General features: G+C 65.4%; 22 protein-coding genes and 1 pseudogene. 12 read left to right on the top strand and 11 right to left on the bottom strand.

Annotated elements, in window-relative coordinates:
- Position 1 precedes the first annotated feature (1 nt).
- Positions 2 to 781: an SDR family NAD(P)-dependent oxidoreductase gene (locus J2S32_RS11295; protein ID WP_253521360.1), complete on the bottom strand. Its 780-nt coding sequence runs from the start codon at positions 779 to 781 to the stop codon at positions 2 to 4.
- Between the two features lie 86 nt (positions 782 to 867).
- Between J2S32_RS11295 and J2S32_RS11300 the strand changes: the two genes are divergently transcribed.
- Complete coding sequence (locus tag J2S32_RS11300) at positions 868 to 1650, top strand: enoyl-CoA hydratase (RefSeq protein ID WP_253521363.1); 783 nt, start codon at positions 868 to 870, stop codon at positions 1648 to 1650.
- 15 nt (positions 1651 to 1665) lie between these two features.
- Here the strand turns inward: J2S32_RS11300 and J2S32_RS11305 are convergent, their stop codons facing one another.
- The 4 genes from J2S32_RS11305 to J2S32_RS11320 all read right to left on the bottom strand — a co-directional run bounded on the left by J2S32_RS11305 (position 1666) and on the right by J2S32_RS11320 (position 10376).
- Positions 1666 to 3102: a glutamate synthase subunit beta gene (locus J2S32_RS11305; RefSeq protein ID WP_253521366.1), complete on the bottom strand. Its 1437-nt coding sequence runs from the start codon at positions 3100 to 3102 to the stop codon at positions 1666 to 1668.
- Positions 3103 to 3107: 5 nt separating this feature from the next.
- Positions 3108 to 7763 carry a glutamate synthase large subunit gene (gene gltB / locus J2S32_RS11310; protein WP_253521369.1) on the bottom strand — a complete coding sequence of 1552 codons (4656 nt, stop codon included), beginning with the start codon at positions 7761 to 7763 and terminating at the stop codon, positions 3108 to 3110.
- Between the two features lie 233 nt (positions 7764 to 7996).
- Positions 7997 to 9130 carry a hypothetical protein gene (locus tag J2S32_RS11315; RefSeq protein WP_253521373.1) on the bottom strand — a complete coding sequence of 378 codons (1134 nt, stop codon included), beginning with the start codon at positions 9128 to 9130 and terminating at the stop codon, positions 7997 to 7999.
- Between the two features lie 28 nt (positions 9131 to 9158).
- Positions 9159 to 10376 carry a TIGR04063 family PEP-CTERM/XrtA system glycosyltransferase gene (locus tag J2S32_RS11320; RefSeq protein WP_253521376.1) on the bottom strand — a complete coding sequence of 406 codons (1218 nt, stop codon included), beginning with the start codon at positions 10374 to 10376 and terminating at the stop codon, positions 9159 to 9161.
- An 80-nt stretch (positions 10377 to 10456) separates the two neighbouring features.
- On the opposite strand from J2S32_RS11320, the gene J2S32_RS11325 reads away from it, so the two are divergent.
- Positions 10457 to 10639, top strand: a complete 183-nt coding sequence (locus J2S32_RS11325; RefSeq protein ID WP_253521379.1) for a hypothetical protein — start codon at positions 10457 to 10459, stop codon at positions 10637 to 10639.
- A complete protein-coding gene (locus J2S32_RS11330) occupies positions 10632 to 12041 on the top strand; it encodes a DUF5935 domain-containing protein (RefSeq protein ID WP_253521382.1) in 1410 nt (469 codons plus the stop codon). The genes J2S32_RS11325 and J2S32_RS11330 overlap by 8 nt, the downstream gene beginning before the upstream one ends.
- 284 nt (positions 12042 to 12325) lie before the next feature.
- Here the strand turns inward: J2S32_RS11330 and J2S32_RS11335 are convergent.
- Positions 12326 to 13909, bottom strand: a pseudogene (locus J2S32_RS11335) (sulfatase-like hydrolase/transferase); the annotation flags it as partial.
- Positions 13910 to 14135: 226 nt separating this feature from the next.
- On the opposite strand from J2S32_RS11335, the gene J2S32_RS11340 reads away from it, so the two are divergent.
- The 3 genes from J2S32_RS11340 (at position 14136) to J2S32_RS11350 (ending at position 16094) form a co-directional block, all read left to right on the top strand.
- Positions 14136 to 14585: a MaoC family dehydratase gene (locus tag J2S32_RS11340; RefSeq protein ID WP_253521385.1), complete on the top strand. Its 450-nt coding sequence runs from the start codon at positions 14136 to 14138 to the stop codon at positions 14583 to 14585.
- 55 nt (positions 14586 to 14640) lie between these two features.
- Positions 14641 to 15819, top strand: coding sequence for an acetyl-CoA C-acyltransferase (locus tag J2S32_RS11345; protein WP_253521388.1), 1179 nt, complete (start codon positions 14641 to 14643; stop codon positions 15817 to 15819).
- A gap of 83 nt (positions 15820 to 15902) precedes the next feature.
- Positions 15903 to 16094, top strand: a complete 192-nt coding sequence (locus J2S32_RS11350; protein ID WP_253521391.1) for a hypothetical protein — start codon at positions 15903 to 15905, stop codon at positions 16092 to 16094.
- Between the two features lie 4 nt (positions 16095 to 16098).
- Here J2S32_RS11350 and J2S32_RS11355 read toward each other — a convergent pair whose 3' ends face one another.
- Positions 16099 to 17337 carry a polyhydroxyalkanoate depolymerase gene (locus J2S32_RS11355; RefSeq protein ID WP_253523084.1) on the bottom strand — a complete coding sequence of 413 codons (1239 nt, stop codon included), beginning with the start codon at positions 17335 to 17337 and terminating at the stop codon, positions 16099 to 16101.
- Positions 17338 to 17501: 164 nt separating this feature from the next.
- Here J2S32_RS11355 and J2S32_RS11360 point away from each other — a divergent pair, with 164 nt between their 5' ends.
- The 5 genes from J2S32_RS11360 to J2S32_RS11380 all read left to right on the top strand — a co-directional run bounded on the left by J2S32_RS11360 (position 17502) and on the right by J2S32_RS11380 (position 21348).
- Positions 17502 to 19331, top strand: a complete 1830-nt coding sequence (locus J2S32_RS11360; RefSeq protein ID WP_301299175.1) for an ABC transporter transmembrane domain-containing protein — start codon at positions 17502 to 17504, stop codon at positions 19329 to 19331.
- Between the two features lie 42 nt (positions 19332 to 19373).
- Positions 19374 to 20189: an undecaprenyl-diphosphate phosphatase gene (locus J2S32_RS11365; RefSeq protein WP_253521394.1), complete on the top strand. Its 816-nt coding sequence runs from the start codon at positions 19374 to 19376 to the stop codon at positions 20187 to 20189.
- 111 nt (positions 20190 to 20300) lie between these two features.
- Complete coding sequence (locus J2S32_RS11370; protein WP_253521396.1) at positions 20301 to 20555, top strand: GlsB/YeaQ/YmgE family stress response membrane protein; 255 nt, start codon at positions 20301 to 20303, stop codon at positions 20553 to 20555.
- A gap of 79 nt (positions 20556 to 20634) precedes the next feature.
- A complete protein-coding gene (locus J2S32_RS11375; protein ID WP_253521399.1) occupies positions 20635 to 20892 on the top strand; it encodes a hypothetical protein in 258 nt (85 codons plus the stop codon).
- Between the two features lie 204 nt (positions 20893 to 21096).
- On the top strand, positions 21097 to 21348 hold the full coding sequence (locus tag J2S32_RS11380) for a DUF2680 domain-containing protein (RefSeq protein ID WP_253521402.1): 252 nt from the start codon (positions 21097 to 21099) through the stop codon (positions 21346 to 21348).
- Between the two features lie 88 nt (positions 21349 to 21436).
- Here J2S32_RS11380 and phhA read toward each other — a convergent pair whose 3' ends face one another.
- Positions 21437 to 22375 (bottom strand): phenylalanine 4-monooxygenase, encoded by a 939-nt coding sequence (gene phhA / locus J2S32_RS11385; protein WP_253521405.1) that lies wholly within the window; start codon positions 22373 to 22375, stop codon positions 21437 to 21439.
- 58 nt (positions 22376 to 22433) lie between these two features.
- Between phhA and ppk2 the strand changes: the two genes are divergently transcribed.
- Positions 22434 to 23204, top strand: coding sequence for a polyphosphate kinase 2 (gene ppk2 / locus J2S32_RS11390; protein ID WP_253521409.1), 771 nt, complete (start codon positions 22434 to 22436; stop codon positions 23202 to 23204).
- Between the two features lie 46 nt (positions 23205 to 23250).
- Here the strand turns inward: ppk2 and J2S32_RS11395 are convergent, their stop codons facing one another.
- Genes J2S32_RS11395 through J2S32_RS11405 form a run of 3 tightly spaced genes read right to left on the bottom strand, consistent with a single transcriptional unit; the run spans position 23251 to position 26579 of the window.
- Positions 23251 to 24105, bottom strand: coding sequence for an FAS1-like dehydratase domain-containing protein (locus tag J2S32_RS11395; RefSeq protein ID WP_253521412.1), 855 nt, complete (start codon positions 24103 to 24105; stop codon positions 23251 to 23253).
- Positions 24105 to 25337: an acetyl-CoA C-acetyltransferase gene (locus J2S32_RS11400; protein WP_253521415.1), complete on the bottom strand. Its 1233-nt coding sequence runs from the start codon at positions 25335 to 25337 to the stop codon at positions 24105 to 24107. Before J2S32_RS11400 ends, J2S32_RS11395 begins: the two co-directional genes overlap by 1 nt.
- 3 nt (positions 25338 to 25340) lie before the next feature.
- Complete coding sequence (locus J2S32_RS11405; RefSeq protein WP_253521418.1) at positions 25341 to 26579, bottom strand: CoA transferase; 1239 nt, start codon at positions 26577 to 26579, stop codon at positions 25341 to 25343.
- Between the last annotated feature and the right edge of the window lies 1 nt (position 26580).

Below are 26580 nucleotides of genomic sequence, written 5' to 3' on the forward strand. Positions count from 1 at the left end.
CTCAGAAGATCGAATAGCCCCCGTCGATCACCACCGAATCGCCGGTGTGGAAACGGCTGGCATCGCTCGCGAAATAGACCGCGATGCCCGCAAAGTCCTCGCCTTCGCCCCAGCGCCGCATCGGCACGCGGCCGATCGCTTTTTCATTGAAGGCGTCCCAGTTCTGCAGCCGCTCGGTCATGTCGGTGGCGATCCAGCCCGGCAGGACGGCATTGGCGCGGATACCGTAGCGCGCGAGTTCGACCGCGGTGCCGCGGACCATCGCCAGCACGCCCGCCTTGGTCGCAGCATAAGCCTGGTTCTGCGGCGCGCCGTGGATTGCCGACACGCTCGAGGTGACCAGCAGCGAACCGCCCTTGTCGCCGCTCTCCGCGCGCGCGACCATGTGCTTGCTCGCCTCGCGGAAGGTCCAGAACACCGCATCGAGATTGACCGCGGTGACCTTGCGCCATTGCTCGGTCGTCTGTTCGATTAGCGGCGCGGCCCCGCCGACGCCGGCATTGGCGATGCAGCTGTCGATCCGGCCAAGGCGCGACAGGCTTTCGGCCATGGCATCGACCACTGCCTGTTCATCGGCGACATCGACCTCCAGCGCCTCAATGCGCGTACCATGCGCTTTGAGGCGTTCGAGCGCGGCGGCATTCTTGTCCGCATTGCGCCCCCAGATCGCGATGTCGGCGCCGGCCGCCGCAAGCCCTTCGGCCATGCCCAGACCGATCCCGCCATTGCCGCCGGTTATCACTGCCGCCTTGCCCGTCAGGTCGAAGGGTTTGAAAGCCATAGTCCTAGTCTCCTCTCGCTCCGCTGGCAGTGAAGGGCAGCAGGAGAAAGATTGCAAGATGCAACTTGTTCGTTAGGCAGCCCTGCATGACCGACCTTGTCCTGACCGAGATCGCCGACGGGATCGCCACCGTCACCCTGAACCGCCCCGAAGCGATGAACGCGCTGTCGAAAGCGCTGCGCCACCGGCTTTATGCGGTGATGACCGCGCTCGATGCCGATGACGCCGTGCGCGCGGTGATCCTGACCGGTGCGGGCACACGCGCCTTCACCGCAGGGCTCGACCTCAAGGAATTGGGAGCGGAGGAAGGCGCGCTGGGGGCGGCCAATGCCGAAGGCGCGGACGAAAATCCGGTCAAGGCGATCGAAAGCTGCCGCAAGCCGGTGATCGGTGCGATCAACGGCGTCGCGATTACCGGCGGGTTCGAAGTCGCGCTCGCCTGCGACGTGCTGATTGCCAGCAGCAATGCCCGCTTCGCCGATACGCATGCGCGCGTCGGGATCGTGCCGGGATGGGGGTTGTCGCAGAAACTGTCGCGTATGATCGGGATCAGCCGGGCGAAGGAATTGAGCTTCACCGGCAACTTCCTCGATGCCGAAACGGCCGAGCGGTGGGGCCTGGTCAACCGTGTGGTCGCGCCCGAAGACCTGCTGCCCGAAGCGCGGCGGATCGCGGCTGATATGGCGGGTATCGATCCCGCCTTTCTCGCCAGCTACAAGCAGCTGATCGACGAAGGCTATGCCGCGAGCATGGGCGAGGGGCTGGCGATCGAGCACCGGCTCTCGTCGGCGGCCAATAGCGCGGTCAGTCCGGCAGAGGTCGAGGCCCGCCGCGCCGCAGTGCAGGCACGCGGACGCACGCAGAACTAGCTCAGCGGGGCTAGTTTAGCGGGGCAGCTCGCTCGCGCCCATCAGCGCCTTGTCGACCGCGCGGGCGCATTGCCGGCCTTCGCGGATCGCCCAGACCACCAGGCTCTGCCCGCGCCGCATGTCGCCGCAGGAGAACACATTCGCCTCGCTGGTGAGATACCATTCGGTATCCGCCGCGACATTGCCGCGCCCGTCGAGATCGACGCCTGCGCGGTCGAGCAGTCCGCGCCGCTTGGGCCCGGTGAAGCCCATCGCGAGCAGGATCAGGTCGGCCTTGAGCGTAAACTCGCTGCCCGCGACTTCCTGCATGCGGCCGTCTTTCCATTCGACGCGGACGCATTCGAGACCCGCGACATCGCCATTGTCTTCGACGACGCGCTTGGTCAGCACCGCCCAGTCGCGGTCGACGCCTTCTTCATGGCTGGAAGAGGTGCGCAGCTTGAGCGGCCAGTCGGGCCAGGTCAGCGCCTTGTCTTCCTTCTCGGGCGGCTTGGGCATGATCTCGAGCTGGGTCACGCTGGCTGCGCCCTGGCGGTTGCTGGTGCCGACGCAGTCGCTGCCGGTATCGCCGCCGCCGATCACGATGACATGCTTGCCGGTCGCGGTGAGCGAACCGCGCGGCGCGGCGCGGACTTCGTCGTCGCCGGCATTGCGCTTGTTCTGCTGGGTAAGGAATTCCATTGCCAGCCGCACGCCGTTGAGTTCGGAGCCGGGGATGTCGAGCATGCGCGCTTCTTCGGCGCCGCCCGCCAGCACTACCGCGTCGAAATTTTCCTGCAGCGCCTGGAAGCTGACTTCGACCCCGACCTCGCTCGACGTGCGGAACTGGACGCCTTCGGCTTCCATCTGCACCGCGCGGCGGTTGATCAGGTGCTTTTCCATCTTGAAGTCGGGAATGCCGTAGCGCAGCAAGCCGCCGATCCGGTCGCTCTTCTCGAACACGGTGACCGCATGGCCCGCGCGCGCCAGCTGCTGCGCGCAGGCGAGGCCCGCCGGACCGCTGCCGACCACCGCGACCGATTTCCCGCTGCGCCGTTCGGGCAGTTCGGGTTTGACCCAGCCTTCCTCGAAGCCGCGGTCGATGATCGCGCATTCGATGCTTTTGATCGCCACCGGCGAATCGACGATATTGAGCGTGCAGGCGGCCTCGCACGGGGCGGGGCAGACGCGGCCGGTAAACTCGGGGAAATTGTTGGTCGAATGAAGGACCGCGAGCGCGTTCTTCCAGTCGTCCTCGTAGACGAGGTGGTTCCAGTCCGGGATGATGTTGTTCACCGGACAGCCGTTGTGACAATAGGGAATGCCGCAATTCATGCAGCGCGCGGCCTGCTGGCGCAGCTCGTCCTCCGACAGCGGGAGCGTGAACTCCTTGTAGTTGGTCAGCCGTTCCTGCGGGTCGAGATAGGTGCGCTCGAGCCGATCGTATTCGAGAAAGCCGGTTTCCTTGCCCATGACCCTTACTCCGCCGCTTCCATTGCGGCCTGTTCGCGTTCGTCTTCGAGTGCCTTGAGCGCACGCTGGTAATCGCGCGGCATCACCTTGCGGAAATTGCCAAGCTCGCTGGTCCAGTCGTCGAGCAAAGCCTTGGCCTTGGCCGAGCCGGTGTGCAGCAAGTGCCGCTCGACCAGGACCTTGAGCCGTTCCGCGTCATGGTAGAGCGGATCGCCCATGCCGCAGTTCTCGACCGAGACCGGGCGCTGCTGCGGGTTGCCCCAGCTGCGTTCGGCACCCGCGCCATCGCCCGGCTGGACGTCGACCACATCGACCTGCGCCGGATTGCACAGCGCTTCGAAGCGGCGGTCGGGATCGTATACATAGGCGATCCCGCCGCTCATCCCGGCAGCAAAATTGCGGCCCGTGGGGCCGAGCACGCAAACCACCCCGCCGGTCATGTATTCGCAGCCATGATCGCCCGTCCCCTCGACCACCGCGACCGCACCCGAATTGCGCACCGCGAAACGTTCGCCCGCGACGCCTTCGAAATAGGCCTCGCCCGCGATCGCGCCATAGAGCACGGTGTTGCCGACGATGATGTTTTCGCCCGGCGCACGCGGCGCGTCTTCGGGCTGGCGGACAATGATCCGGCCGCCCGACAGGCCCTTGCCGACATAGTCATTGGCATCGCCGGTCAGGCTGATCGCGACGCCATGCGCGAGCCATGCGCCGAAGCTCTGTCCGGCAACCCCGGTGAAATCGATCCGGATGGTGTCGGGCTGGAGCCCGGCATGGCCATGCGCTTCGGCGATCCGGCCCGACAGCATGGCGCCGACGGTGCGGTTCACATTGCGGATCCGGCGCGTCAGATGAACCGCCTGGCCGCTCTCGATCGCGGGCTTGCAGGCCTCGATCAGTTCGACATCGAGTGCCGCGGCAAGGCCATGGTCCTGCGTTTCGGTTTGGAACAGCTGCTGGTTTTCCTCGAGCGGGACCGCATGGAGGATGCGCTTGAGATCGACGCCATGCGCCTTCCAGTGGCGCTCCACCCGGCGCATGTCGAGACGGTCGACACGGCCGATCATTTCCTCGACCGTGCGGAAACCCATCTCGGCCATGATCGCGCGCAATTCCTCGGCGACGAAGAAGAAGTAGTTGATGACGTGTTCGGGCGTGCCGGTGAAGCGCTTGCGCAGCACCGGGTCCTGCGTGGCGACCCCGACCGGGCAGGTGTTGAGATGGCACTTGCGCATCATGATGCAGCCCGCTGCGATCAGCGGGGCGGTGGCGAAGCCGAATTCGTCGGCGCCGAGCAGCGCGCCGATCGCGACATCGCGCCCGGTGCGCAGACCGCCATCGACCTGCACCGCGATCCGGCTGCGCAGATCGTTGAGCAGCAGCGTTTGCTGCGTTTCTGCGAGACCGATTTCCCACGGGCTGCCCGCATGGGTCAGGCTGGTCAGCGGGCTGGCGCCTGTGCCGCCGTCATAGCCCGAAATGGTGACATGGTCGGCCTTGGACTTGGAGACGCCCGCGGCGACCGTGCCGACGCCCACTTCGGACACCAGCTTGACCGAAATACGCGCCTTGGGCTGGACGTTCTTCAGATCGTGGATCAGCTGCGCGAGATCTTCGATCGAATAGATATCGTGATGCGGCGGGGGCGAGATCAGGCCGACGCCGGGCGTCGCATGGCGTACCGCACCGATCCGCTTGTCGACCTTGTGGCCGGGCAGCTGGCCGCCTTCGCCGGGCTTTGCGCCCTGCGCCATCTTGATCTGGATATCGTCCGAATTGACCAGATATTCGGTGGTCACGCCGAAACGGCCGCTGGCGACCTGCTTGATCCGGCTGCGCATCGAATCGCCATTGTCGAGCGGGCGGAAGCGTTCGGGCTCCTCGCCGCCTTCGCCGGTGTTCGAGCGGCCGCCGAGACGGTTCATCGCGATGGCGAGTGTCGAATGCGCTTCGTGGCTGATCGAACCGAAGCTCATCGCGCCGGTGCTGAAACGTTTGACGATCTCGACCGCGGGTTCGACCTCGTCGAGCGACAGGGGCTGTTCGGCGGGCGTCAGTTCCATCAGCCCGCGAATGGTCAGCAGGCGTTCGCTCTGCTCGTTGATCGAACGCGCGAATTCCTCGTAATTCTTTATATCGTTGCCGCGCACCGCATGCTGCAATTGCGCGACCGATTGCGGGGTCCAGGCATGCGCTTCGCCGCGCAGGCGGTACTGGTAGATCCCGCCGACATCGAGCATGCCCTTGTACAGCGGATTGTCGCCGTAAGCCTGCGCGTGACGCTGCACCGCTTCCTCGGCCACTTCGGCGAGGCCGATGCCTTCGATGGTGGTCGCCGTGCCGGTGAAATAGGTATCGATGAATTCGGAATTGAGCCCGACCGCGTCGAAAATCTGCGCGCCGCAATAGGACTGGTAGGTCGAGATGCCCATCTTGGACATGACCTTGAGAATGCCCTTGCCGACTGCCTTGACGAAGTTCTGACGCACGTCGGCCGGGTCGCGGTCGGGGAAGCGCCGGGCGCGCAAATCCTCGAGCGTCTCGAAGGCCACATAGGGGTTGATCCCCTCCGCGCCGTAACCCGCGAGCGCGCAGAAATGATGCACTTCGCGCGCTTCGCCGGTTTCGATCACGAGCCCGGTCTGCATCCGCAGCCCCTGGCGCACCAGCTGATGATGCACCGCCGCGGTCGCCAGGAGCGCGGGCATGGGAATGCGGTCAGGGCCCTGGCCGCGATCGGACAGGATGAGGATGTTGGCATCGCCCAGCACGGCTTCGGTCGCCGCCCAGCACATTTCCTTGAGTGCCATGGCGAGGCCATCGGCGCCGGTCGAGGCATCCCAGGTGATGTCGATCGTGGCGGTGCGGAAGGCGCCGTCCAGCGCGGCTTCGACCGAGCGGATCTTCGCCAGACCCTCGTTCGTGAGGATCGGCTGGCTGACTTCGAGCCGCTTGTGCGTGCCCGCATCGCGGCCGAGCAGATTGGGCCGCGGGCCGATCATCGACAGCAGGCTCATCACCAGTTCCTCGCGGATCGGATCGATCGGCGGATTGGTGACCTGCGCGAAGTTCTGCTTGAAATAATCGTACAGCAGGCGGCTGCGGTCGGACAGCACCGCGATGGGCGTATCGGTCCCCATCGAACCGATCGGGTCCTCGCCGCCCTGCGCCATCGGCTCGAGGAAGCGGCCGATGTCTTCCTGCGTATAGCCGAAGGCCTGCTGGCGTTCGAGCAGGCTGGTGGTGGCGGTGGGGATCTCGCTCAGGTCGGGCTCGATCCGGTCGAGGTCCTTGAGCTTGTACTGCGCCGTTTCGAGCCATTTTTCATAGGGCGCGGCATTGGCCAGCTCGGTCTTGAGCTCCTCGTCCTCGACGATCCGGCCCTGTTCGAGATCGATCAGCAGCATGCGGCCCGGCTGGAGCCGCCACTTGCGCGTGATATCGGCATCGTCGAACGGCAGCACGCCGCTTTCCGAGGCGAGCACCACGAGATCGTCCTTGGTCGTGCACCAGCGCGCGGGGCGGAGGCCGTTGCGGTCGAGGCAGGCGCCGATCTGCTTGCCATCGGTGAAGCAGACGGCGGCAGGGCCGTCCCACGGCTCCATCAGCGCGGCGTGATATTCGTAAAACGCGCGCCGGGCCGGATCCATCAGCGGATTCTTGGCCCAGGCCTCGGGCATCAGCATCATCATCGCATGCGCGAGGCTGTACCCGCCCGCGACCAGCAATTCGAGCGCATTGTCGAGGCAGGCGGTGTCCGACTGGCCATGCGGGATCAGCGGCCACATCTTGTCGAGATCGGCGCCGAGCAGCTCGCTTTCCATCGTCCGGCGGCGCGCTTCCATCCAGTTCACATTGCCGCGAACCGTGTTGATCTCGCCATTATGCGCCATGAAGCGATAGGGATGCGCCAGCCGCCAGCTGGGGAAGGTATTGGTGCTGAAGCGCTGGTGGACGAGGCCGAGCGCGGACACGCAATCGGGATCGCGCAGATCGTCGTAGAAACTGCCGACCTGGTTCGCCAGCAACAGGCCCTTGTAGACCACGGTGCGGCTGGAAAAGCTCGGGATATAGGCGGTCGATAGCCCGGCAATGCCGTGCTTGTGCTCGAGCGCGGCAAGCGGGTTGAGCGTCTGCTTGCGGATCACGACCAGCTTGCGTTCGAAGGCATCCTGGTCGGCGCAATCGGGGCCGCGTGCGATCACGCACTGGCGGATGACGGGCATCGAATCGACGACCGCCTTGCCCAGGCCATCGAGCGTGGTCGGGACATCGCGCCAGCCGATGAGACGCTGGCCTTCCTTTTCGACGAACCGTTCGAGCTGGCGCTCGACGAATTCGCGCGCTTCGGTCGGCTGCGGAAGGAAACACATGGCGACGGCATAGTCGCCCGCCTGCGGCAGGTCGTGGCCGTGATCGGCGGCCCATTTGCGCAACAGCGGGTCGGGTACCTGCAGCAGGATCCCCGCACCGTCGCCCAGCAGCGGATCGGCACCGACCGCACCGCGGTGGTCGAGATTGGCAAGAATCTCGAGCGCCTGCGTGACGATGGCATGGCTCTTCGCGCCCTTGATATGCGCGACCATGCCGACGCCGCAGGCGTCGTGTTCGTTACGCGGATCGTAGAGACCCGTTACGGTTTGGGGCGGCGTGCGTCCCATCAGCGATGCGTCCTCCTTCGTGCCCGCCCACCGGCCTCGCATGGGGTGCGGGGCAGCCGGGAGCATGGTCGAGCGGTGCCCATCACGGCACCAGCAAAATTGCGCGAAGGATCGTAATGCCGACCGGATCGGGATTTTGCAACTGCGAGAAGCGAAGCAAAATTTCGCAGCCGCCAAGTTTTCCGCTTTATACGGCGCGTTAGCGGGGGTGCTGGCTGGGCCCGGTGACCAGCCTAGTCGGGCTTGCCGACGCGGCTGAGCTTGTCGAGCGCGCTGCGGAGTTCGGCCTGCGCGTCGTCGGATGTCTCGCCCCGACGCGATTCGGGTGCATCGCGCTCGGCCTCGCGGCGCAGGAAAGCGATGACCATATCCGAATCTTCCTGCTCTTCCGCCGATGGGCCGGACTGGAAGGCCTTGAGCGCCGAACCGAGGCGTTCGGTGAGCTTGTCGAGCGGCAGATCGCCCAGCGCCGCGGCCGGAACCGGGTTTGGCGCAGGGTCGGACGGGGCGACCTCTTCAGTGGGTGCGGGGGGTGCTGGGGGCGCTGGCTCGTCGAAGCCTCCTTCGTCCGGACTTGTGGGATCATCATCCGAATTGTCGAAATCGCTCTCGTCCGAACTATCGAGATTGCCAATGGGATCGGCGATTGGATCGCCATCGGCCACTTTCGGCCCGACGTTCTGCCACTCTTCCCACGGGTCCCCCCCGAATGAAGCCACGGGCTCCTCCCAATTGTCCGCGATCGGTGCTGGCGCGGTTTCGGCCTTGAGCTTGTCGAAGACCGAGATTTCCATTTCGTTAGCGTCTGCTACCTCGGGTTCATCCGGCCACTCGGGCGCGGTGCCGGCACCTGCCTCTTCATGCCACAATTGCGTCATCGCATCGTCGGGCTGCGGGGCATCGGCGAGCAGGGCTTCTTCGCTGTCGGCGTCCTCCGGCGGGTCTTCGGCCGGGCGGATGCCCTCCTCGGCCATGTCCTCGCGCGGATTGAACGGGCGGCGCGGGCCGGTCTTGCGGAGCGGGGGCGCATCCTGCGCGCCGTCATTGTGCAGCCAGACACCGCCGGGCTCGTCCGCATAATCCGCATCGTCGTCATCCCCCATGGCCTCGTTGATGGCGGTCACGCGCATCGCGATGGCCAGACCGATCAACAGGCCAAGCCCCGCAGCGGCGGCAGACAGCGCCAAACGGCGCACGCCTGCATCCGCCAGCATATCGGCGAGGCCGAGGCGCTCGGCCATCAGCAGGTGGACCGCTGCAGGCATGACGAAGAGGCCAAGCCCCAGCAGCAGCGCAAACCATGCGCCGACACCCCATTTGAAAGCAGGGTGGCTGCTGATCGGTGCAGAGTGCGTCGCGGCGTTCATCGGCGTGGTAATACTCGTTGCATGCGGCTCAGGCGACCGCGGAAGAATCACGGGCTAGCAGATTCTGGTAAACGGCCCGATAACGATCAATGTTCCTAGCCCAATCATGGGCTTGCGCGACGTGGGCATGACCTGCCTCACGCATCGCCGGCCAGCGCTCCCGCGCGGTGATGAACCCCGCCAGCGCCTCGGCCATCCCGGCAGGATCGCCGGGCGGGAAAAGCAGGCCGGTGACGCCGTTTTCGATCAGTTCGCGGTGCCCGCCGACATCGCTCGCGGCGACGATGCGCCGCTGGGCCATGGCCTCGAGCGGCTTCAGCGGGGTGACGAGATCGGTCAGGCGCGATCGTTTGCGCGGATAGGCGAGCACGTCGACCAGCGAATAATAGCGCTCGACCTCGCCATGCGGGACCCGCCCGGTGAAGATGATCGCCTCGCTGGCGGGCGATGCCGCGGCCTGCGCGCGCAGGGCTTCGTCCATCGGCCCGCCGCCGACCAGCAGCAATTGGGCCCCCGGCTGGCGCTCGCGCAGCAGCGGTAGCGCGGCGATCAGATCGTCCAGGCCCTCGTAATCATAAAAGCTGCCGATGAAGCCGATCACCGGTCCCCGCCCGATGCCGAGCGTCTCGGCCAAACCCGCATCGCGCGGCGGCGGATCGCCGAACAGCGTCAGATCCACCCCATTGGGGGCCAGCGCGATTGTGTCGCCATCGTGGCCGCGCGCGACCAGGTCGCCGCGCAGCCCCGCACAAATCGTGAAGACCGCATCGGCCTGCGCCACCACGCGGTTTTCGAGCGCGCGGGTGAGGCGGTATTTGAGCGACCCCGCGCGCCCCGTGCCATTGCCGACCGCCGCATCCTCCCAGAAAGCGCGGATTTCATAGACGAAGGGGAGGCGCAGGCGGCGCGCGGCGCGCAGACCCGCCATGCCGCACAGCGCGGGCGAATGGGCATGGATGATGTCGGGGCGCCATTCGTGCACGACTTGCTCGATCTCCTGGCGCAGCGCTTCGATTTCGCGCCATTCGCGCCAGACGGGCGGGCCCGACGGCTGGCCGGGCGTGCGGTGGAAGGTCAGCCCCTCGACCTTTTCCACTGGCGGTCCCTCGGCGAAATGGCGTTGGCCGGTGATGCCGCGCACCTCGACCCCGGCACCCTGCAGGCTCTTGAGGATCGCGCGCGTGCGGAAGGTATAGCCGGAATGGAGCGGCAGCGAATGATCGAGGATATGCAGCACGCGGGTCATCGGTGGGTGCCTGTGTCACATTACGCTTAACGGCGCGTCAACCGCGAGGCATTAGGGACCGCTGCGGAGACCAAGCACTCGTGATCGACTATTTCGCCCTCGCCCTGACACATGCGCTGATCCTTATTGCGATCCTGCGCGTGTTCATGCGCGACGACCTCGACCGCGAGGACTCGCCGGGCGCAGAGCCCGAGGTGGCGAAACCGAACCGGCGCGAGGCGAGGCGAGCACGGCGCGCAGGCGGGAAGACGCGCGATGCTTGATGCGGCACTGTTCCTGTTCGTCATGGCGTTGTTCGCGCTTGGCCTGAGGCGCCCCTTCGTATGGGTGCTGGCCTATCTCTATATCGATATCCTCGCGCCGCAGAAGATCGGTTGGACGCTGACCCCGATGCTGCCGATTTCCTTCATCGCCTTCATGCTCGCCTTCGCCGGCTGGGCGATTGCCGATGCGAAATCCGAGATTCGCTTCACGCTGCGGCAGGGCATCATGATCGCCTTTCTGGGATGGTGCTTCCTCACGCTGCAATGGGCCGACTTTCCCGAGGATGCGGCCTATAAGTGGGAATGGGTCTGGCGCGCGCAGGTATTCGCCATCTTCCTGCCCTTCACGCTGGTCACGCGATTGCGGCTGGAACTCGCGCTGCTGGTCGTCACGCTGACAGCCGGAGCGATCATCATTTCCTCCGGTCTCAAGACCGCGCTTGGCGGCGGGGGCTATGGCAGCCTGTATTTCTTCGTGAACGACAATTCGAACATCTACGAGAGTTCGACGCTCTCCACGGTCGCGATCGGTCTGATCCCGATCATCTGGTGGTTCATGAACCACGGGCGGATCTTCCCGCCCGACTGGCGCGTCAAGCTGTTCGGCGGCGCGTTCATCTTTGCCTGCCTGCTGATCCCCGTCGGAACCGAAGCACGCACCGGGCTCGTGTGCATCGGCGTTCTCGCGCTGCTGCTGCTGCGCGACGTGAAGCGCCGGATGACCTTCATCGTCGGCGGCATCGCGCTCGTGCTGATGGCTGCGCCCTTCCTGCCGACCAGCTATTACGAACGCATGGGGCTGATCACCGGGCACGAACAGGACCAGTCGGCATCGACGCGCCTTGCGGTGTGGCAATGGACCTATGATTATGCGCTCGAGAACCCGCTCGGCGGCGGGTTCGATTCCTACCGCGGCAACAAGTTCGAATACCGCCTGCCGCAGGTCGAGGAAAACGGCAGCACGACCACGGTCGAATACAAGGACGTGGTCGACGAAGCGCGCGCCTTCCACTCCTCGATCTTCGAGGTGCTGGGCGAACAGGGGTGGATCGGCCTGTTCCTGTGGGTCTGGCTCCATGCCAGCGGGCTGTGGCAGATGGAAAAGCTGCGGCGGCGCTGGCGCGGGCGCGAGGGGGCGAGCTGGCAATCTCCATTGGCGAGCGCGCTACAGATGACGCAGATCATCGCACTGGTCGGATCACTGTTCCAGGGGATCGCTTACCAGCCGGTGATCCTGCTGATCATCGCCCTGCAATGCGGGCTGTGGACCTATCTCAAGCGCTGCGAGGAAGCGGCCGCCGAGCCGCGCTCCTCGCGCAGGCGCGCTGCCCACCGTTCGGAGCCCCAGCGCGCCACCAGCGCATCGAACGCGGCCCGTTCGGCCCCGGCGAGCGAGGCGTAATCTGCACACCGCCGTGCGCGCGTGACGCAGGCTTCGCCGCTGTCGAGCCGCAGCGAAATCACGCCGAGCTCTTCATGCGCGAGACCGATCGCGGTCGGTTCGTCGAGCGGCCCGATGTGGAGGAAGGGCGCGGGCGGCGCGGCGGCGGGAACATCCGCGCCCAGAAGCCGCAGGATTATCGCGCGGTAGTCGCTTAGCGCGAGCGGCGCGCGAGCCGCGCCCAGCGGACGGTTGCTGGCGAGAAACGTCGCATTCTGCCGGTCGTTGATCACATGGCCATGGCCGAGGAAGCCGTCCTCGAACAAGGCCTCGCCGTGATCGCCGGTAACGATCAGCACGGTGTCCTGCCACACGCCCATCGCTTCCAGCTTGGCGATCAGCCGGCCCAGCGCGGCGTCGGTATGCGCGACCGCGTTCCAGTAGGTCCGCTCCAGCGCCGCGCGGTTGTCCTCGTTGATGTGGCCGCGTTCCAGGGGCGGCTTGGCGAAGCGGTGCGGAACGGCGTCGTGGTGATAGGGGAAGTGCGGCGTCTGGAAATTTAGGTAGACGAATTGCGGCTTCTCCCACGCTGCAGCATCGCCGAGCGCGGCGTCGAAGCGATCGAGCACGATGTCCTCGTCGATCAGCAGCGAGCCCTGCGCGGCGAAGCTGAAGGCGCGCTGGTCCTTAAGCGTTTCGGCATCGACGAAGCGGTCGGCAACCTCACGCATTCCGACAGCTGCCGAAATACCGCCGAAATCCTCCGGTTGTCCCGAGAACACGCCGATCTCGTAACCGCTAGCATCGAGCTCGCGGAACAGGCTCGGCGAACCTGGCGGCACGACCAAGCTGCCCGCGAAGAGCGATTTGAGCGAGGCGGTGGTGAAGCCGACATGGCTGTAGGCGGGCGCGAGGGCGCCGCCCTGCGCCGCCACGCGCGCGAGATTGGGGGCGACGGGTTTTCCGTCGATGCGCTTGCCCAGCACATCCGCGCGGGTGCTCTCGAAAACGACGATAACGAGATGCGGCTTTGCGCCGCCGATTGGCGTGGCGGGCAGGGGCTCGGCAACCGGGACCAGCGCGAGATCGCCGCCGTAGCCATCCTCGTCGATCCCATTGCCGGGGATATCGAGCGCGAGCGGATGGCGGCCGGCATCGAACGGGGCCGGGTCGATGGTCCGCCCGGCAAGGCCGTAGCCATCGCCGTCGAAATCGCTTGCCAGTGCCAGCCCGTCGGCCAGCCCCTGCCAGGCGGCGATCCTTTCCAGCCCCCGCGGTCCGTCGCCGCCCAAACGCGGCAAGACGATCACCGCGCCGGCAAAGGCCAGCCAGACAATGCCGAGTGTGGCCCAGCGAGGCCATGCATTGGCAAGCGATGACTGCTTTCCCAGCCATCGGCGCAGCAGGCGTGCTGCCAGCCACCAGCCCGCAAGAAACAGGGCCAGCGCGCCAAGGCCGAGCATGATCTCGTTTTTGGCGAACAGCAGCGCATCGGCCGCGCTTCCGCCGCCCAGCTGCTTGAGGAGGGCGAAGCTGACCGCATCGCTGAAATAGGAATGGAGCTGGTACCGCAGGGTCAGTACCAGCAGGCTGGTTCCGCCATAGAGGAACGCGAAATGCAGTACGGCGGACTGCGCGCCGGACGCGCGCGCAAGCCGTACGGCCAGCTTCCAGGCGAGGAGGGCGACCGCGATATGGGCGAGCGCGAAGCCGAACATGAAAATGGCCAGTTCGCCGCCCGTATCGACCGCACTCGACTGCCCGAACCCGCCGGTGAACACACCATATTTGCGATTGGCGACCGCCAGCTCCGCGCCGGCAACAAGGGCGGCAACTAGCGGTACGCCGATTGCGGGTTTGAAGGCAGCGCCGAGCATACGGGCCAGCATGGTTTCTCCAGCGTCGCGGACGCGGTTGCGCCACAAGCGGGACCATACCGTTTGTGCGAATCGGCTCAATACGCGGGTCGCCGTCCATCACCGGACACGGCGCTTCCCCATGCCGTAGCGGCACGTGCGGCGGTGTTGCGCCAGTCCCGCGCATGCGCCATGAGTCGCGCCGCACGCGCGGCCGGAGTCGCGCGAAACCGTCAGTTTGGATAGAGGAGAGGCGCGCATGAGCCCGCAGGATCTGGCCGGCAAGGTCGGCGAAGTAATCGGCACCAGCGAATGGGTCGAAATGAGCCAGGAGCGCATCAACCAGTTCGCCGATGCCACCGGCGATCACCAGTTCATCCATATCGACGAGGAAAAGGCCAAGATGACGCCGTTCGGCGGCACCATCGCGCATGGCTTCCTGACGCTGTCGATGATCCCCTATCTCGGCGCACAGTCCGACATGCCCCGGCTCGACGGCGTGAAAATGGGCGTCAACTACGGCGGCAACAAGACGCGCTTCATCTCGCCCGTACGCAGCGGCAAGCGCATCCGCGGTCACTGGAAGCTGGTCGAAATGATCGAAAAGCGTCCCGGCCAGTGGCAGCAGACCAGCGAGATCACCATGGAGATCGAGGGCGAGGACAAGCCCGCGCTGATCACCGAATGGATCACCCAGATTTTCGTCTGATTTCCCCCTCCTCCCCGGTGAGGATTCAGGCACCATAGCAACCAAGGAAATACGCATGCGTGACGCAGTCATCGTCTCCACCGCCCGCACCGCCATCGGCCGTGCCTACAAGGGCGGGTTCAACGACACCAAGGGCCCGACGCTCGGCGCCTATTCGCTCAAGCCCGCGATCGAGCGCGCCGGTATCGACGCCGGCGAAGTCGACGACGTGCTGTGGGGCAGCGCGCTCCAGCAGGGCACGCAGGCCGGCAACCTCGCGCGCCAGGTCGCGCTGCGCGCCGGTTGCCCGATCGGCACCAGCGGCATGACCATCGACCGCCAGTGTTCGAGCGGCCTGATGAGCATCGCCACCGCCGCCAAACAGATCATCACCGACCGGATGGATGTGGTTGCCGCAGGCGGTCAGGAATCGATCAGCCTCGTGCAGACCAAGGAAATGCGGGTGATGCCCGATCCCGAGCTGGTGAACATGCATGGCGCGGTTTACATGCCGATGCTGCAGACCGCCGAAACGGTCGCCCAGCGTTACGGCATCAGCCGCGAAGCGCAGGACGAATATGCGCTGCAGAGCCAGCAGCGTACCGCCGCGGCGCAGGAAGCGGGCAAGTTCGACGATGAAATCGTCCCCGTAAGCACCACGCACAAGGTGCAGGACAAGGAAACCGGCGAGATTTCGGACGTCGAAATCACCATCGCCAAGGACGAGGGCAATCGCCCGCAGACCACGCTCGAAGGCCTTTCGAGCCTCAAGCCGGTGATGGGCGAAGGCACCACGATCACTGCGGGCAATGCCTCGCAGCTGTCGGACGGGTCGTCGGCCAGCGTGCTGATGGAAGCCAAGGTCGCCGAACAGAAGGGCCTGCAGCCGCTCGGCCGCTATGTCGGCATGGCAGTTGCCGGCACCGAGCCCGACGAAATGGGCATCGGCCCCGTCTTCGCCATCCCCAAACTGCTCGAACGCTTCGACCTCAAGGTCGACGATATCGGGCTGTGGGAACTGAACGAGGCGTTCGCGGTGCAGGTGCTCTACTGCCGCGACAAGCTGGGTATCCCGGGCGAGCTGCTCAACGTCAACGGCGGCTCGATCTCGATCGGCCACCCCTACGGCATGACCGGCGCGCGCTGCGTCGGCCACACGCTGATCGAAGGCAAGCGCCGCGGCGCGAAATACGGCGTCATCACCATGTGCGTCGGCGGCGGCATGGGCGCAGCCGGCCTGTTCGAGATCTTCTGATCGGACGACCGGCAGGCCGCCTGCTTGCCTAAACGAAGGATAATGGACATCCTCCGGCCCCGGCGGTCGGAGGATGTTCGCGTTTGGGCATCAATAGCGCGATCTCGACTACCAAGGAAGTGGCGACGGTCGGACTGCTCTATCTCGCCTATGAATTTACGCTGTTTGCTGCGGCTATCGCGGCCGTGCTGCTCGCCCTGACCGTGTGGCTGCTGCTGCTTGCGCGGCGGATCATCGGCAGGCTGTTCGGGCAGCGAAAACCGCGGCCGCCCTGATCGGTCAGCCGTGCGCGGCGATGAATTCCTCGACCACCGGCGCGATACGGTCGCGCCACTTGCTGCCGTTGAAGATGCCGTAATGGCCCGCGCCATCGGCCATGTAATAGCGCTTTTTCGCGCTATCGAGCTTGGGCGTCAGGTCGAGCGCGGCCTTGGTCTGGCCGAGCCCCGAAATATCGTCGCGCTCGCCCTCGATCGCGAGCAGCGCGGTGCGCGTGATGTCGCCCAGATCGACCCGCTTGCCGCGATGCAGGAAGGTGCCGTTGGGCAGCGCATGGTCCTGGAAGACCTCCTGCACCGTCTGCAGGTAGAATTCGGCGGTCATATCGGCCACGCTGCGGTATTCGTCGTAGAAATCCTTGGTCGCCTGCGCGCTCGCCTCGTCGCCTGCGGTGAGGTGTTTGAACATCTCGTAATGGCTCTGCATGTGATTCCCGAGATTCATGCTCATGAAGCCCGCCAGCTGCATGAAGCCGGGATAGACCCGCCGGCCCGCGCCGCGATACTGCATCGGCACGGTGGCGATGACATTGTGGCGGAACCATTCGATCGGCCGATCCATCGCCATGTCGTTGACGCTGGTCGGCGAACAGCGCGTGTCGATCGGCCCGCCCATCATCGTCAGCGTGCTGGGGGTGCAGGGATGATCGTCGCGGTTCATGATCGCGGTGGCGGCGAAGACCGGCACCGAAGGCTGGCAGACCGCCATGACATGCGCGCCTTCGCCGATATGCTCGAGGAAGCCGATGACGTAATCCATGTAGTCGTCGAGGTCGAACTCGCCCTCGTGCAGCGGCACGGTCTTGGCATCGGCCCAGTCGGTTACGAACACGCGGTAATTCTGCAGCATCCGCTCGACCGTGCCGCGCAGCAGCGTGGCGTAATGGCCGCTCATTGGCGCAACGACCAGCAGGCGCGGCGCATCCTCGGGCAGGTTTGCGCGGTAAAACTCTTTCAGATCGCCGAAGGGGCGATTGAGCACGGTCGCCTCGAACACCGGATCGGGGGTGCCATCGACTTCGATCGCCTCGATGTTCCAGCCCGGCTTGCCGTAAGTGGCGGTGGCATGGGCGAACACTTCGAGCGCGCTGGCCGCCATCGGACCGATGTTCAGATAGCCCATCGGGTCGATGTGATTGAGCGGGTTCGATGGATTGTTGAGCATTTCCACCCCGATCGAGGCGATGGTGCTGGCCGAGTTCAGCCAGCTGCGCTGCAGTTCATAGGCGTGATAAAGCAAAACATATCCCCTGCTGGTCCGGCGCATGATGCGATCTCCGGCCCGGGTAAAGACGGTCATCCTGCCGTCCGGTTGGTAATTGTGCAACGCACAATAGCCGAAAATGTGCCTTCGCGCGTGCAGCAGTGTGGATTTTCGCGCCGCACCGACCTAACTGCATGCGCATGGCAGCCCAGGACGAGACGGAAACCGAAGGTCGCGGTCGGTTCGCGCGCAAACGCGCGGCCAAGGACGCACCGCGCCAGCGCTCGTTGCGGCCCTTGCGAATGGTGTGGCAGGCGGGGACGGGTTATCCCGGTCACGTCGCGCTGGCGCTGGTCGCGCTGTTCATCACCGCGGCCGCCACGCTGGCGATCCCGGCGGGGTTCAAGATGGTCATCGACCGCGGTTTTGCCGAAGGCGCCACCCCCGATGATATGGCGCGCTGGTTCCGCTATCTGCTGATGATCGTCGCCGTGCTCGCGGCGGGTACGGCGATGCGGTTCTATTACGTCAGCTGGCTGGGCGAGCGCGTGGTCGCCGATATCCGGCTGCGGGTGCAGGAAAACCTGCTGCGGCTGGCCCCGGGCTTCTACGAAGAGAACAGCCCCAAGGAAATCTCCAGCCGCATGACCAGCGATACCGCGCTGATCGAGCAGGTCGTGGGCACCACTGTCTCGGTTGCACTGCGCAATGCGCTGATGGCGATCGGCGGGACGCTGTATCTGTTCTGGCTGGTGCCGGGGCTGACCATGGGGCTGCTGCTGATCATCCCCGCAATCGTGGTCCCGATCACGCTGTTCGGACGGCGGCTGCGCAAGGTTTCGCGCACCAGCCAGGACCGCGTGGCGGATATCGGGGCGATGGTCACCGAAGTCCTGTCGGCGATGAAGATCGTCCAGGGTTTCAACCAGGAAGGCCGCGAGCACGGGCGGTTTCGCGAGGCGGTCGAGCGGACCTTTGCCGTGGCGCGGCGCCGGGTGATGCTGCGCGCGGCGATGACCGCAGTGGTCATCCTGCTGGTGTTCGGCGGGATCACGCTGCTGGTCTGGCGCGGCGCGCAGGCGGTCAGCGAAGGCGCGATTTCGGGCGGCACGATTGCCGCCTTCGTGCTTACCGCGGGCCTCGTGGCTGGCGCGATCGGCGCGCTGACCGAGGTCTATGGCGATCTGCTGCGCGGTGCCGGCGCGGCCAGCCGCCTGTCCGAACTGCTCGACGAAAAGCCGGCGATCACGGCGCCCGAACGCCCGCAGGATCTGCCCGTCCCGCCGCGCGGCAGCCTGTCGTTCCGCAATGTAACCTTCCGCTATCCCACGCGACTCGAAGCCCCGGCGATCAGCGATTTCAGCCTCGAGGTCGAACCGGGCGAAGCGGTGGCCATCGTCGGCCCCTCGGGAGCAGGCAAATCGACCATCTTCCAGCTTGCCGAGCGGTTCTACGATCCGCAGGCGGGCTCGATCCGGATCGACGGCATCCCGTTGACCGGCGCCGACCCCGCTGAAGTTCGCCGCCGCATCGCCTATGTCCCGCAGGAAGGCGTGTTGTTCAGCGCCAATGCGCGCGACAATCTGCGCTATGGCAATTGGGAAGCGAGCGAAGAAGAGGTCTGGGCCGCCGCGCGCGCTGCCAATGCCGCCGAATTCCTCGAGAAACTGCCGCGGGGGCTCGACACCTATCTGGGCGAGAGCGGCACGCAGCTGTCGGGCGGCCAGCGCCAGCGCATCGCCATCGCGCGCGCGCTGTTGCGCGATGCGCCTATCCTGCTGCTCGACGAGGCAACCAGCGCGCTCGATGCCGAAAGCGAACGACTGGTCCAGGAGGCACTCGAACATCTGATGGAGGACCGCACCACGCTGGTCATCGCGCACCGGCTCTCGACCGTGCGTGCTTCCGACCGGATCGTGGTGATGGAAGACGGCCGTATCGTCGAGCAGGGCACGCACGACCAATTGTCGGGCAATGGCGGGCTGTACGCCCGGCTCGCCTCGCTGCAGTTCGGTCTCGAGAGCGCGTGACCGCTTGACTCCCGCCTCGCCTTTCCCTTGGGGACTGCCGCAATGAACGACTATCTCACCGCCATCTTCCTCGGCATCGTCGAGGGGCTGACCGAATTCATTCCCGTCTCCTCGACCGGGCACTTGATCCTCGCCACCGAACTGTCGGGTGCGGACCCGAACGAATGGGCGATGTTCAATGTCGTCATCCAGCTCGGCGCGATCCTCGCGGTGGTCTATCAATATTGGGGCACCTTCTGGTCGGCCGGCATGGGCGTCCTGCGGCTCGAACGCGAAGGGCTGATGTTCGCGCGCAACATCCTGCTGGGGTTCCTGCCCAGCGCGGTGATCGGCTTCGCGCTGTACGAGAATTTCGAGGCCATGCTCGGCAATCCGGGGATCGTGCCGTGGGCGCTGATCGTCGGCGGTGTGGCGATCATCGTGATCGAGCGCGCTGCCAAGCCGCGCGACGAGGGCCGCGGGGTCGCCGAACTGCCGCTGAGCAAGGTGCTCGGCGTCGGTTTCGCACAATGCCTGGCGATGGTCCCGGGGGTCAGCCGTTCGGGCGCCACGATCATGGGCGCGCTCGCCATGGGCATCAACCGCAAGACGGCCGCCGAGTTCTCCTTCTTCCTCGCCGTGCCGACCATGGTCGGTGCGACCACGCTCGAAGTCGCGACCAAATACGATGCGATGATGGCCGGCTCGACGCGGGTCGGGTGGGACCATATCGCGCTTGGCTTCGTGGTCAGCTTCATCGTCGCGCTGGTCGTGATCCGCGCCTTCGTGGCCTATGTCAGCCATAGCGGCTTCACGCCGTTTGCCTGGTACCGGATCATCGCGGGCAGTGCCGCGCTGGCATGGCTGACGTTCGCGTAACTCCCGGCGCGTATCGTGATCGCCACAGTCCGGCCATAATTCTATCCCGCGCCGGAACTTTTGTTTCGTGGCGGGTTTATTGCCAGTGAGTGACACGTAAAGGTTAGACCAATGGGCTTACTGATCCTGATCGTAGTGGGTGCCCTGCTGGGGTGGCTGGCGACGATTATCCTGCGCATCGAGGATGGTCGCACTATCCTCGCCAATGCGCTGGTCGGTGTGCTCGGCTCGCTGGTAACCGGGATGGTCGCGGGCAATGGTGCCATTCTGGGCACGGTAAGCGGCGTTGCGCTGCTGTGGGCGGTGCTGGGCTCGGTCGTGACGATCGGCCTGTTCAACCTGTTCCGCCAACGCGCCTACCGCTGAACGCGCTTCACATAATCTTAGCATTGATTACAAACGGGCGCGGGATGGATTCGCGTCTCGAATACCAAGGGGAATAAACATGAACTTCAACAAGCTTACCATCATCGCCTCGGCCGCTGCCCTGAGCCTCGGCGTTGCCGCTTGCGACAGCCCGCAGGAAGAAGCCGCTGAAGAGCAGGCCGAAGCCATGGAAGACGAAGCTGACGCGATGGAAGATGCCGGCGAAATCACCGATGCTGAAGCCGACGCGATCGAAGCCGAAGCCGACGACATCGAAGATGCCGCCGAAGGCGACACCGATGCGATGACCGAAGGTCTCGAAGAAGCCGTCAACTAAGACGCTCTTCAGCAGGAATTACCAGGCGGCCCGGAAGCGATTCCGGGCCGCTTTTGCGTGCGCCACTGCCAATCGCCGCATTAGCATTTGTCTGGGAACCTGGCGGCTATTCGCCCGTTCATCACATTCTCGCCGCATTTCGAATACGCGGCGTGCACAAGCGTCGCGACGCGGCGCGAACCTAAAGGTTAAAGGGGATACGTAATGAAGTTCACCAAAGCCACGATCATCGCTTCCGCCGCCGCCATGAGCCTCGGCCTTGCCGCTTGCGACAGCGCAGCAGAAAACGAAGCTGAAGAAAACATCGAAGAGATGGAAGACGCTCGCGACAACCAGGTTGACGCACTGGAAGAAGCCGGTGAAATCACCGAGGACCAGGCCGACGCGATCGACGACCAGACCGACGCCATGGAAGAATCCATGGAAGAACAGGCTGACGAAATCGACGAAATGTAAGCATCGTCGATCGTCAATCGATCATGCGGCCCCGGAGCGATCCGGGGCCGTTTTTCGTTAGGCCCTGTTTTTCTGGCCGCTGCTGTCGTCAGACCGGTTTGGCGCCGCTCTGGCGTCCGCCGCGCAGCGTATATTCGAGCGAGCCGCGGTTCACCACATGGTCGACATCGATCACCGCGGTATTGGCATAGGTGAAGCCCGCGCCAAGGTTCCGGTACAGCTTGTCGAAATCGCGCTCGACCGTCTGGCGGTAGAGATCCTCGAAACTCTCGATCACGAAATAGGTCGGCTGCAGATCGCTGATCACATAATCGGTGCGCATTACCCGGTCGACATTGAGCATGATCCGGTTGGGGCTCTCGGCCTCGGTGGCATAGACCACCTCGGTCGGGCCCGAGAGGATCCCCGCGCCATAGGCCTTGATGCCGTCGGCTTCCTGCAATAGCCCGAATTCGACGGTGTACCAGTAGAGCGAACCGAGCGCCTTGAGCCGGTTGTAGCGCATCGCCTTCCAGCCCGCGCGGCCATATTCCTGCATGTAATCGGCATAGACCGGATCGGTCAGCATCGGGACATGGCCGAAGACGTCGTGGAACACGTCGGGTTCCTGGATGTAGTCGAAGGTCTCGCGCGTGCGGATGAAATTGCCCGCGGGGAAACGCCGGTTGGCCAGGTGCCAGAAGAACACGTGATCGGGGATCAGCATGGGCACGGGGACCACGCTCCACCCGGTCAGCGTATCGAGGTCTTCGGACAATGTGCCGAATTCGGGCACGCCCCCGCGGTCGAGGTTCAGTTTCTCCAGACCCGCCATGAACGCGGTCGCCGCGCGGCCGGGCAGCACGGCCATCTGCCGCGCAAACAGATCGTTCCAGATCGCGTCGTCTTCGGCCGTATAGTCGGTCTGTTTGGGTTCGAGCCAGTCGTCGCCCACATGCGCGGGCTTCTTCAGCGGCGCGGTGAACACCTCTGCCGGAAGGTCGGGCAGGCGGGTAAAGTCCTGTTCGGTCTGTGTAAGTGTAGCCATATGGTCGGCGTTAATACTATCATTGCCGCATGCATACAAATGGCAGGAGCGAGGCGCGATGAAACGCAAGCACTATGAGGCGGCGATGGCGCCGCTGCGCGAGCAGCTGGTCGTCATGGCGCGGTGGGCGCGGACGACGGGGCAGCGGATCGTGGTATTGTTCGAAGGGCGCGATACCGCGGGCAAGGGCGGTGCGATCCGCGCGGTGTCCGAAAAGCTCAACCCGCGCCAATGCCATATCGTCGCACTCGCCAAGCCGACCGAGGCCGAACAGACGCAGTGGTATTTCCAGCGCTACGTCGATCATTTGCCCAGTGCAGGCGAAATCGTGCTGTTCGACCGCAGCTGGTACAATCGCGCCGGGGTCGAGAAGGTGATGGGCTATGCCGACGACGCGCAGGTGGCGCGCTTTCTCGAGCAGACCCCGGCGTTCGAGAAGATGCTCGTCGACGACGGCATACTGCTGTTCAAATACTGGCTCGGGACCGATCAGGCACGGCAGGAGGAGCGGCTGCGCGAGCGGTTGGAGGACCCGCTCAAACGCTGGAAGCTCTCGCCGATCGATCTTGCTGCGCGCGGGCGTTACGATGCCTATACCGACGCACGCGAAGCCATGCTGGAAGCAACGCATACGGCGCACGCCCCCTGGACGCTGGTCGATTTCAACGACCAGAAACGCGGGAGGCTGACGCTGGTGCGCGATCTGCTCGACCGGCTGCCCGATACGCATGTCGTCCCGCCGGAGATCGACTTCCCGGCGCTGGACCGCGAGCCGCGGGCCGAAACCTATGCAGTGCTGAAGCCGATTGCGGACTATCCGATCGAATAGTCATTGCGAGGAGCCGCAGGCGACGCGGCTGCGCCGCTCGCGAAGACTAGCTGAGAGTAGCAGACGCCTTGGTCACCTGGCGTCCATCACCGGCAAAGGCACCGAGCTCGATTTCCCCGCCATCGCCGCGTAGCACGAGGTGGAGCGGCTCGCCCGCAATCGCCGGGCTGACCCCGCGAAAAGCGAAGTGGGCAAGGCGGTTTTCGCCAAAATGCGCGCCGGCCAGCTGCAGCAGCAGACTCGCGGTGAGCGGGCCGTGAACGACGAGCCCGCGATAGCGTTCGACCTCACGCGTATAGGGCGCATCGTAATGGATGCGGTGCGTGTTGAAGGTCAGCGCCGAATAGCGGAACAGCAGCCGCTCGTCGGGCAAGAGTTCGCGGTGCCCATCCCACCCTTGCCGGTCGAAGACAGCCGGGGTCGGTTCGGGCGGGGACAAGGGTGCATCACCCGTCAGCGCTTCGAGATAGACTGCGGTCTGGCGCTCGGTAACGGCAGCGGTGCCGTCGGCGCTGGTTTCATGATCGATCTCGACGAAGACCATGTCGCCCCGGCTGCCCGATTTCGGCGTGATCGAAACCACGCGGCTGACGCGCTCGACTGTCGCGCCTACAGCGATCGGGGCGTGAAACTGGATCGCGCTCGATGCCCACATCCGCCGCGGCAGCGGGATCGGGGGCAGGAAGCTCGCCGGGTCGTTCTCGCGCAGCGGATGCCCGTCGGGGCCCAGCCGTGCGGTCGGTGATTCGGGCGTGCAGAGGCAGAAATGGATGCCCTGCGGCATTGCCGCCGAATCCGGGGCGCCGTGATCGAAGGTCGCGTACCACCGCGCGGCGAGCGCCGGATCGAGCCGGTCTGCCGCGCGCTGCTCGCGCCCGATCCATTCGCCCCACTCGGCCATCAGGCGGCGCGTTCGAACACGGCGGCCATCCCCTGGCCGCCGCCGATGCACATGGTTTCGAGCCCGTAGCGCACCTCGCGCCGCTGCATTTCATGTGCCATGTCGGCGAGGATGCGGATCCCCGTCGCGCCGATCGGGTGGCCCAGCGAAATGCCCGACCCGTTGACGTTGACCAGCTCGCGGCGGCTGTCGTCCTCGGTGAAACCCCAGCCCTTGAGCACGGCGAGCGCCTGCGGGGCGAAGGCCTCGTTGAGTTCGATCAGCCCGATATCGTCCCAGCCCATGTTGGTCTTGGCGAACAGCCGTTCGACCGCGGGAACGGGGCCGATCCCCATCCGGCTGGGGTCGCAGCCCGCCGCGCTCCACGAATGGAACCACAGGATCGGTTCGAGACCCAATTCCGCCACCTTGTCTTCTGCCACCACCAGGCAGGCGGCGGCGGCGTCGTTCTGCTGGCTGGCATTGCCCGCCGTCACGATCGCATCCGCATCGCGCTTGCCGTCGATCGCGCGCAGCTTGCCCAGTGTGTCCATGCTGGCGTCCTCGCGGAAACCCTCGTCACGCGCGAAGACCACCGGATCGCCGCGCCGCTGCGGGATCTCGACCGGGACCAGCTGTTCGTCGAACTTGCCTTCGGCCCAGGCGCGGGCGGCGTTCTGATGGCTGCGCACCGCGAATGCATCGGCGGCCTCGCGGCTGATGTCGTAATCCTTGGCGAGATTTTCGGTAGTCTCGATCATGCCGGTGATCACACCGAAACGTTCGATCGGCTGGCTCATCAGCCGGCCGCGCGTCAGCCGGTCCCACAGCACCATGTCGCCCAGCCGTGCGCCGTGACGCGCCTTGGTGGTGTAATGTTCGACATTGGACATGCTCTCCACCCCGCCCGCGAGCACGCAATCGGCGACGCCGGTCTGTACCATCATCGCCGCGGTCGCGACCGCCTGCAGGCCCGAGCCGCAGCGCCGGTCGAGCTGGAAGCCGGGCACTTCGATCGGATAGCCTGCCGCCAGCCAGCTCCAGCGCCCGATCGCGGGGGCCTCGCCGCTGCCATAGCCCTGACTGAACACCACGTCGTCCACCCGCAGCGGGTCGATCCCGCTGCGTTCGACCAGCGCCTTGATGATCACTGCGCCGAGCGCGCCGGCCTCGAGCGGGGCGAGGCTGCCGAGGAACTTGCCCACCGGGGTGCGCAGGGGCTTGCAGATGGCAACGCGGCGGAGTGTCGTCATGGCTTATTCCTTGTCGGAGAGGCGGGCGATATCGCGATCGACGAGCTTGCCGATCGCACCCGAGGACAGGCCGAGCCGTTCGGCGAGCACTTCCTCGGTATGCTGGCCCAGATAGGGCGCGGGCGCGGGCGGCCCGGCTTCGCGCGAAGGGATATTCGCAAAGCTGCGCGTGGCGGGATATTCGAAGCCGCTGGGATTGGCGGGCGAGGCACCGAACAGCGGGTTGTCGGCCACCAGCGCGGCGTCGTTCGCCGCTTCGTGCATCGTGCGGTAGCGTTCGAAAGTGGTGCCATGCGCGGCGAGGCTGGCGGACAGTTCGTCCCAGTCCACCTTGTCCGCGCGCTCCTGGAACAGCGCGAACAGGCGGTGGCGGTGCTCGAAACGCGGGCGGTCGCCATCGGCGAAGCGCACGCCCAGTTCGGCCTCGAGCGCAGCAATCGCCTCGCCGATGCCAAAGGCGGCGACGAGGCCGTCCCATTGCTTGGCCGTCAGTGCCGCGACCATGAAGCGCACGCCGTCGCGGCTGCGGAAATCGCGCCCGAATGCGCCCCAGATCGCATTGCCCAGCCGTTCGCGGTCGCCGCCGCGATAGAGCATTTCGGCCATCGCGCCGCTATTGGCCAGGGTCCCGATCGCGACATCGCCCAGCGGTACGCGCAATTCGCTGCCCTGACCCGTGATATCGCGCTGGCGCAGCGCAGCGAGCAGCGCGAAGGCGCAATAGGCCCCGGTGATGAAGTCCCATGCGGGCAGCACCTGGTTGACCGGCGGCGCATTGGCCATGTCCCAGTCCTCGGGACCGCACATCAGCGGATAGCCGCTCGCCGCATTAACGGTGAAATCCATCGCCTGGCGCCCATCGTGCCAGCCCATGATGCGCACGCTGACTAGTTCGGGCGCGCCCTCGGGCTGCTGCGCGGCGATGGCATCATGCCCGAGGAAGCTCTTTTCGGGCAGGTTGGTGATGAGATTGCCGGTATTGGCAGATAGCGCGACCAGCAATTCGCGTCCCTCGCCGCTGCGCAGGTCGAGCGCGACCGATTTCTTCGCGCGGTTGAGGTTTTCCCAGCTCAGGCTGCGGCCCTGCTCGGTCAGCATGTAGCGGTCGTAGTCGAGCCCGCCTTCCTTGTGATCGACGCGGATCACTTCGGCGCCCAGTTGCGCGCAATAGAGGCCGGCGGTGGGCGAGGCGACGAAGCTCGAGGCCTCGATAATGCTCAGTCCGTCGAGAAGCTGGTACACG

This window comes from Qipengyuania citrea (assembly GCF_024171405.1).
GTDB lineage: Bacteria > Pseudomonadota > Alphaproteobacteria > Sphingomonadales > Sphingomonadaceae > Qipengyuania > Qipengyuania profunda.